The organism is Nitrobacter sp. 62-13, from assembly GCF_001896955.1.
GTDB lineage: Bacteria > Pseudomonadota > Alphaproteobacteria > Rhizobiales > Xanthobacteraceae > Nitrobacter.
Genome location: NZ_MKRN01000197.1, coordinates 75,029 through 83,221, shown reverse-complemented (window position 1 = coordinate 83,221; position 8,193 = coordinate 75,029). Strand labels below are relative to the sequence as shown.

Annotated in this window: 6 protein-coding genes; 2 read left to right on the top strand and 4 right to left on the bottom strand. The window is 62.6% G+C overall.

Annotation, left to right across the window (positions count from 1 at the left end):
• The coding region (mfd, locus tag BGN91_RS15425) for a transcription-repair coupling factor (protein WP_292614622.1) at window positions 1–2,037 on the top strand (2,037 nt) is incomplete at its 5' end.
• A 5-nt stretch (window positions 2,038–2,042) separates the two neighbouring features.
• Here mfd and BGN91_RS15420 read toward each other — a convergent pair.
• From BGN91_RS15420 to BGN91_RS15410, 3 genes are all read right to left on the bottom strand, one after another.
• On the bottom strand, window positions 2,043–3,275 hold the full coding sequence (locus tag BGN91_RS15420) for a GGDEF domain-containing protein (protein WP_292614621.1): 1,233 nt from the start codon (window positions 3,273–3,275) through the stop codon (window positions 2,043–2,045).
• Window positions 3,276–3,359: 84 nt separating this feature from the next.
• Window positions 3,360–4,865: a class I adenylate-forming enzyme family protein gene (locus BGN91_RS15415; RefSeq protein ID WP_292614619.1), complete on the bottom strand. Its 1,506-nt coding sequence runs from the start codon at window positions 4,863–4,865 to the stop codon at window positions 3,360–3,362.
• Window positions 4,866–4,869: 4 nt separating this feature from the next.
• Window positions 4,870–6,645 carry an extracellular solute-binding protein gene (locus BGN91_RS15410; protein WP_292614631.1) on the bottom strand — a complete coding sequence of 592 codons (1,776 nt, stop codon included), beginning with the start codon at window positions 6,643–6,645 and terminating at the stop codon, window positions 4,870–4,872.
• A 313-nt stretch (window positions 6,646–6,958) separates the two neighbouring features.
• On the opposite strand from BGN91_RS15410, the gene BGN91_RS15405 reads away from it, so the two are divergent.
• Window positions 6,959–7,675, top strand: a complete 717-nt coding sequence (locus BGN91_RS15405) for an invasion associated locus B family protein (RefSeq protein WP_292614617.1) — start codon at window positions 6,959–6,961, stop codon at window positions 7,673–7,675.
• Window positions 7,676–7,752: 77 nt separating this feature from the next.
• Here the strand turns inward: BGN91_RS15405 and hspQ are convergent, their stop codons facing one another.
• Window positions 7,753–8,085 carry a heat shock protein HspQ gene (gene hspQ, locus BGN91_RS15400; RefSeq protein ID WP_292614615.1) on the bottom strand — a complete coding sequence of 111 codons (333 nt, stop codon included), beginning with the start codon at window positions 8,083–8,085 and terminating at the stop codon, window positions 7,753–7,755.
• Window positions 8,086–8,193: the final 108 nt, after the last annotated feature.

Sequence of the window (8,193 nt, the reverse complement as noted above, 5' to 3'; positions counted from 1 at the left end):
GAAGCGACCAGCCTCGCGGCCGGCGATCTCGTCGTGCATGTCGAACACGGCATCGGGCGTTTCGCCGGTTTGCAGACGCTTGAAGTGAGCGGCGCGCCGCACGATTGCCTTGAACTGCGTTACGCCAACGAGACCAAGCTGTTCCTGCCGGTCGAGAACATTGAACTGTTGTCGCGCTACGGGTCCGATCAGGCGAATGTCGAACTTGATCGGCTCGGAGGCGGCGGCTGGCAGGCCCGCAAGGCCAAGCTGAAAAACCGCATTCGCGAGATCGCCGGCGAATTGATCAAGATTGCGGCGGCGCGGCAGTTGCATGAAGCGCCGAAGCTGCCAGTGCAATCCGGCCTTTATGACGAGTTCTGCGCGCGCTTCCCTTACGAGGAAACCGAAGATCAACTGAGTGCGATCGACGCGTCGCTGAAAGATCTGGAGAGCGGTCGGCCGATGGATCGGCTGGTGTGCGGCGACGTCGGTTTCGGCAAGACCGAGGTGGCGTTGCGGGCGGCCTTCGCCGTCGCACTGGACGGCAAGCAGGTCGCCGTCGTGGTGCCGACGACGTTGTTGGCGCGCCAGCATGCCAGGACATTCACCGAGCGGTTTCGCGGTTTTCCGGTCAACGTCGCGCAGGCGTCGCGGCTGGTGTCGCCGAAGGAGCTGACACAGGTCAAGAAGGGGCTTGCCGACGGCTCGGTCGATATCGTGGTGGGGACCCACGCGCTGCTCGGAAAGTCGATCAAGTTCAGGGATCTCGGACTTCTCGTGGTGGACGAGGAACAGCACTTCGGCGTCAGCCACAAGGAGCGGCTGAAGCAGTTGCGTGCCCAGGTCCACGTGCTGACGCTGAGCGCCACTCCGATTCCGCGCACCCTGCAACTGGCGCTGACCGGCGTGCGCGATCTCTCGATCATTGCCTCGCCGCCGGTCGATCGACTCGCGGTGCGCACCTTCGTGGCGCCACACGACCCCTTGATGATCCGCGAGGCGCTGTTGCGCGAACGCTATCGCGGCGGCCAGGCCTTCTACGTGGTGCCGCGCATCGACGATCTGGCCGAGGTGAAGGAGTTTCTCGACAAGCACGTGCCGGAGATGAAGGTCGCCGTCGCCCACGGGCAGATGGCGCCGACGGTGATCGAGGACATCATGTCGGCCTTCTACGACGGCAAGTATGATGTCCTGCTCTCCACCACCATCGTGGAGTCTGGCCTCGACATTCCGTCCGCCAATACCCTGATCGTGCATCGCGCCGACATGTTCGGACTGGCGCAACTCTATCAGTTGCGCGGCCGGGTGGGTCGCTCGAAGCTGCGCGCCTACGCGCTGTTCACGCTGCCCTCGACGCACAAGATCACGGCGCAGGCCGAGCGCCGCCTCAAGGTGCTGCAATCGCTTGAAACGCTCGGGGCAGGCTTCCAGCTTGCATCGCACGATCTCGACATTCGTGGGGCTGGAAACCTGCTCGGCGAGGAGCAGTCAGGCCACATCAAGGAGGTCGGCTTCGAGCTCTACCAGTCGATGCTGGAAGAGACGATCCAGAACCTGAAAACCGGCATGACGGAATCTGCCGACGACGATCGGTGGTCGCCGCAGATCACCATCGGCATGCCGGTCCTGATCCCGGAAGACTACGTCGCCGATCTCGCGGTGAGGCTGTCGCTGTATCGCCGACTGGCCGACCTCGACACTGATGATGAAATCGACAATTTCGCGGCGGAGTTGCGCGACCGGTTCGGCCCGCTGCCGGATGAAGTCCGCTACCTGTTCAAGGTCGCGGCGATCAAGGCCTATTGCCGTCGCGCCAATGTCGAGAAGGTGGACACCGGGCCGAAGGGCGCCGTGATCTCCTTCCGCGACAACAAGTTCGCGCAACCCGATCGGCTGGTCTATTTCATTCGCCAGCACGGGCGGGCGGCGAGAGTTCGCCCCGACATGAAGGTCGTGTTCTTCCAGAACTGGGAAACGCCGGAGGAGCGCCTGATAGGCACCACCGAAATCATGCGCCAACTGGCCAATCTCGCGGAAGACCGCAAGGCGGCGTAACGCTGTTACGACGCCGCGCGATGCGCCGCGTCGCTCAATCGGGCGAGAAGCGATTTTGCGGAGTCGTGGGGTTGGGATGCCGTCAAGGCGACGCGGGGATCGACCCGCAGGGCTCGTTTGCTGCTGTGCGCCGTATGCTTCATCACACTGGAAAGCCGCCGCGCGATGGTGTGGGCGTTGCGCGGATCGACGTCGGAGAAAGCCACAATGATCGATCCGTCATCTTCGAGCGTGCCGAAATCCATCCGCCGCATCAGCCGGCTGAGGATACGCGCCGCATCGAAGAGCTGGCGCTCCAGCTTCTGGTCGAGCGAGAACCGCGCGACCGAAAGCCGCCCTCCATCGGATTTTGTCTGATCGATCGCCGTGTCGAGTTCGCGGTGAAAGGCATCGACGGTGAGAAGGCCGGTGCGTGGATCCAGCACTCCCCCCGCATCGAGCGATTTAAGCGTGCGACAGAGACGCGCCTCGAAGGCGTGTTGCCGAACCAGCGGCAGGAATGTGCTTGCAATTTGAGCCGGCTCGCCGGACATCAGTTCGAGATTGGGAAGGTCATACGCGGCCGCAAGATTTCCGGACGTGACGGCGATCGGCAGATTGCGAAAGCGGGTGTCTTCCGCCAGCACGGTGAGAAGCGCCTCGACGACACGCGCGGTGAATCCTTCTCCGATAATGATGCCGTCCATGCTGCGCGCATTGAGATGCTTCGCCGCCGCCTCGATGCTGAGCGCGCCGACGACCCCGACTTGTTCGCCAAAAACAACCGACAGCGCCGGATAGGTGGCGCCGCGCCCGATCAGGAGAACGGTTGCGTCATGAATCGGGTCATCGGCCGGTTGACGTATCGGTGCGGCCGGATTGCTCGCGAGCCGCCGAAGCACGGTCGCGTGCAAGGTCCGCACGCGCAGAGCTGCGTTGAGACGCGCGCCAAGCCGGTTGAAATCGCCGATCGCGGATGAGTAAGGAAGTGCGTTGTCAGGCCGTGACATGACGGAATCGGCGACGATCAACGGCACGTAAGGCTGCATTGCAGCCACCTGGCTCGCAAGACCATCGAATGCCTCGCCTGCGCCTTCTATCGTGCCGACAAATACAGCAGCAGGATGAAGCCGGGAAACCGCGCTGGAAACCTCGGACCAGTCCGTTTCAATGACGGGAAGGATTTTCAGGTCGGAAAGGGACGCTGCGAACGGCTGGTGACGCCGGGAGGAGACGACGATGAGCGGACCTTGGGACATTCTTACGAAACTCGGATTTCGCCAACGTGGGCGATCCTAGTTTGCCGCTGTTAATGTCGCGTCAATGAATGCCGCCGAATTCGATCAGCTGGTCACGGGCCGGTCGCGAAAGGCCTCTACCATCAACGGGTTCAACCCAAGTTCTGTCAATGCTTCGCGGGCGCGCGCGTTATCGCCGGCCCGCCCGGCGAGCCGATGGCCGCTGAGGCGGTCGGGAAGCGCCGTTAGCATCGCGTTCTCTCCCAGTCGCCGCGCCCATTCCTGCAAATCATCCGCAAGAAACCGGTAGCCGCCGACAGCGAGGACGCCGGAGGGCGGGGCCGTGATGGCGATACCGCCCGTGGTGCGATCGATCCGCGCCGCGTAACCGGTATCGACATAGTCCGGCGGAGTGAGCGAGGCGAGGGGATCGACCGGACGGTCCGTGACGGCGTAAGCCGCGACTGGAACCATTGGCCCACGCAGCCCGAGCGTTCCCTTGGACGTCAGAATGACCTCGCCTGCTGTCGATGAAGCTGGGACCTCGGGCGGCGCCCGATAAGGTCCGGGCATAACCGGAGCAGGCGATCCGTCGTCCGCGCGCCGGATACCGAAAAGGCCGGCTTCGCCGAACAGATAGACGTCCGTCATCCGGATGCCGTTTTGGGGCCAGAGCGTGCTTGAGCCGACCTGCTCCGGAGTCCGCCATAGACCGACGACGTGACGCAGGCTGCGCATCGATGACAGAACCTCGGCTTCCGCCATCCGCAGGGCCAGCGCCGCCGGCGCAACCAGCGTGTCGCACCGTTCGGTCTCGATCTGCCGCGTCATCGTGGTCTCATCAAAGGGATGATGCATCGCCAGCGTGCCGCCGCTGAGCAACCACATCACGAACGAGGAGGCCAGGCCGGCGAATGACGACGGCGCGAGCGCCGAGAGAATGGTTGCTCCCTGAGGCAATCCGCTCTCGAGGAATATAGCGAGGCCGGCGGCGATCAGGTTGACGTGGGTTCGCGGCACGGAGAGGAAACCCGAGCCCGATGCTTCGAACGTCACCAGCGCAGGACGGCGCGAATCCTGAACCGCGAGCCGAAAACTGTCGGCGCTCAAGTTGCTGGCGATCATATCCAGCGGAACCATGCCTTCCGGCAGATCACTGCCGAAGCCGCAGACATGGCGTATGGAGAACGCTTCGGCGGCAGCGTTCATCGCGAGATCGGCATGATCGACGCCATCGATGCGGCCCATGGCGACGATCGCGCGTGCGCCGGTACGGTTGAGCGCGACGGTCAGTTCAGCCTGTCGCCAAAGCTGGGGCAGCAGCGCGACGATCAGGCCCGCGCGAAATGCGGCGAGCACGGTCAGCGCCAGTTCGACGGTGTTGGGTAGTTGAACCGCGATCACCGAATTGGGCGGCAGGCCCGCTTCGATAAAATGGCCCGCCAATGCCGAGACGGCCTGGTCGGCCTGCGCGAAAGTCAGTCGCCGCGGCGGTTGTCCGGTCACCCGCAACTTGTCGGGCGGATCGATCAGCGCCGGTTGATCCGGCTGCCGGGCGAGGATGCGGCCGAAGAGTTCATCCAGCGTGGGCGATGTGTTGTTCTGGAGCACGGCGTCACTGGCTCGGCTTCGGCGGCCTTTGCCACCATGTTTCGGGGAGGTATCCGGTCAACGCGGTCGCTTCCGGTCGTTCTATCCGATTCCAGCGTGCAATCCATTGCTCTCGAACGTTGTAGACCGGAATTACGTAGAAGCCGGACATCAGGGCCCGGTCGAGCGCGCGAACCGCATCCACGAAATCAGGCCGGCTCCGGGCCTCGAGCAGGGCCGCGATCATGGCGTCGACCGCCGGATTCTTCGCGCCCATGTAATTTCGCGTTCCCTGGATGTCGGTGGCCTCGCTGCCCCAGTAAAACGACTGCTCATTGCCCGGCGACAACGATTGATCCCAGCGGTTCTGGATCATGTCGAAATCGAAAGCGAGCCGCCGCTGGTCGAACTGGACGGCATCGACCGAACGCACGGTGACTTCGATCCCGGCCCGCTTGAGATCGCGCGCATAGGTGAGCGCGATTCGTTCCTGGTCGCGCGTCGTCACCAGGATCTCGAAGGCGAGGGGCACCCCTGTCGAGCGGTCGCGCAGAACCGTCCCATCAAGCTCGTAACCGGCTTGTGACAGCAGGGCGAGGGCAGCGCGCAGCGCCTTGCGGTCGCGGCCCGAACCGTCCGTCACCGGCAAACGATAGCTGCCGTCGAGAATATCCTGCCGCAAGGCCGAGCCGAACGGCTTCAGCAGCGCGCGTTCCCGTTCGTCGGCGGGGCGTGCATAGGCTGACAGTTCCGATCCCGCGAAGAAGCCGCCGGCGCGGCTGTAAAGTCCGAAGAAATAGTTGCGATTGATCCACTCGAAATCGAACAGAAGCGTCAGCGCTTCGCGGACGTGGATGTCGGAGAACACCGGACGTCGCGTATTGAACACCAGATATTCCGACGGCGCGGGCAGGCCGGTCTTGATGGATTCGCGAATAAGCCGACCGTTGCGGGCGGCGGGAAAGTCGTACCCCGCGTGCCAACGCAGCGGTTCGGTCTCGACGCGGAAATCGTACAGTCCACGCTTGAAGGCTTCGAACTGACTGTTGGCTTCGCGATAGAAGTCGAACCTGATCTCGTCGAAATTCCACAAACCGCGATTGACCGGAAGGGCGCGTCCCCAGTAGTCCGGATTGCGCGTCAGGGTGACACTCGCTCCGGGCTTCACCGCGGTTACGCGATACGGCCCGGAACCCAGCGGCGCCGTCATCGAGGTTTGCTCGAACGTCGCGGCGTCGATCGCGTGTTTCGGCAAGATCGGCATCAGGCCGAGGATCAGCGGAAGTTCGCGATCTCGGGCTCCTCCGAAATCGAAGCGCACCGTTCGCTCGTTGATCGCTTCCGCCGTTGCAACCTTCGAATAGTACTGGCGATGATTGGGACGACCTTTGTCGCGCAGGAGTTGCCAGGAAAACAGCACATCGTCGGCATGGACCGGTTGTCCGTCGGAAAAACGCGCCAGCGGGTTGAGGTGGAAGGTGGCGTAGGTTCGTGCCTCGTCCGTGTCGATGCTGTCCGCCAGGAGGCCGTAAAGCGTGAAGGGTTCATCGTTGCCTCTCGCCATCAGGCTCTCGACAACGAATCCGCGTATTTGCTGGAGAGCGAGGCCTTTGACGATGAAGGGATTGAGACTGTCGAAGCTACCCGAAACTCCCTGCACCAGCCGGCCGCCCTTGGGCGCATCCGGATTGGCATAGGGCATCTGGCTGAAATCGGCCGGCAAGGCCGGTTTGCCGTGCATTGCGATAGCATAGCTCGGATTTGCCGAGCCCGCGCCGGACCATCCCGTGGAAAAAAGCATGACCGCTACGTTCAGGCAAAGCCCGATCACGTCGCGGCGGTGCGGCATGGGTTTCAGTGGTGGGATCCGGTTTGATTCGGCCTGGCGCACAGCCGAATCTTACCACAGCCGTTGCCGGGGCACGGAAAAGACCAAAAACATCTGTTATCATTGCTCTTTTCAACTGCCCTCGTATTGAATGCGGGCAATTGAACGTGATAGGGCCATCTGTCACGTAACCGCCTCATTTCGCTAAGAGACAGCCGCCAACGATCGGAGTGTCGGTGCCTGCGTCGCGGCGTTCGGGCGCCATCGTTCAGAAAGGGTTTCCGCAATGAATTCTCGCCTCTTGGCTGCGACGGCCCTGCCGCGCGGACGGGCCTTTGCCCTGTTGGCCGCAGCGACGCTGGCGGCTGCACCTTTCATGTCTGACGCTCTCGCCCAGAATTCACCCAAGGGCAAAACCGCCGCGCCGCCAAAGGCAGCCCCGGCCGACCAGCAGGTGCAACTGATTTATGCGCCATGGACCAAGTTCTGCCTGAAGGGCCAGGACGCAAAGGCCAAGCAGGTCTGCTTCACAGGCAAGGACGGACGAATCGAATCCGGCCAGCCGGTGATCGCGGCGGTCATCATCGAGCCCGAAGGCGAGCCGAAGAAGATCCTGCGAGTCACGCTGCCGCTGGGCATGCAGCTCGTTCACGGCACACGCATCATCATCGACAACAATCCGCCGCAGCAGAGCCCTTACGTGATCTGCTTCGCCAACGGTTGCATGTCCGATTACGAACTGACAGCGGACATGCTCGCGAACCTCAAGAAGGGCCAGAACCTGATCGTTCAGGCGATCAATTCCAACGGCGCGCCGCTGACGCTGCCGCTGCCGCTGGCCGAATTCGCCAAGGCTTACGACGGTCCGCCGACCGACCCGAAGGTCTTCGAGGAGACCCAGAAGAAGCTGCAGGAAGAGCTGCAAAAGCGGGCCGCCGAAGCGCGCGCGAAGCTCGAGGCCACCCAGCAGAACGCAGGCTCAACCCCTGCCGCCAAGCAATAACAGCATTTGGGAAGGCAAACGGAAAAGGCGCTCGATGGAGCGCCTTTTTTGTCGATCCGTAGCGGATGAAAACCGCTTCAGTTGAACGACGGATTGCGGGGACGATAGCTGCCGGATTTGTCCTTGACGAAAATCTCCGCCACCTGCGAGTGGCGGATCGGCTTGCCGGAATCGTCGGGCAACAGGTTCTGCTCGGACACGTAGGCCACGTATTCGGAATCCGCATTCTCGGCGAGCAGATGGTAGAACGGCTGGTCCTTGTGTGGTCGGACGCTTTCAGGGATCGAGAGCCACCATTCCTCGGTGTTGTTGAAGACCGGATCGATATCGAAAATCACGCCCCGGAATGAAAAAACCCGGTGGCGAACGATCTGGCCGATTTGAAACCTGGCTGTGCGCGCTTTTCCCATCCTCGTCGAATAGACTAGGATTGCGGCCGAAGCTAGAGGCAAGCTTGAGGAATCGGGCTTCCCGTTCGGGGTACACTGGCCGTGTCGCATCGGTAATCCGTACGGACG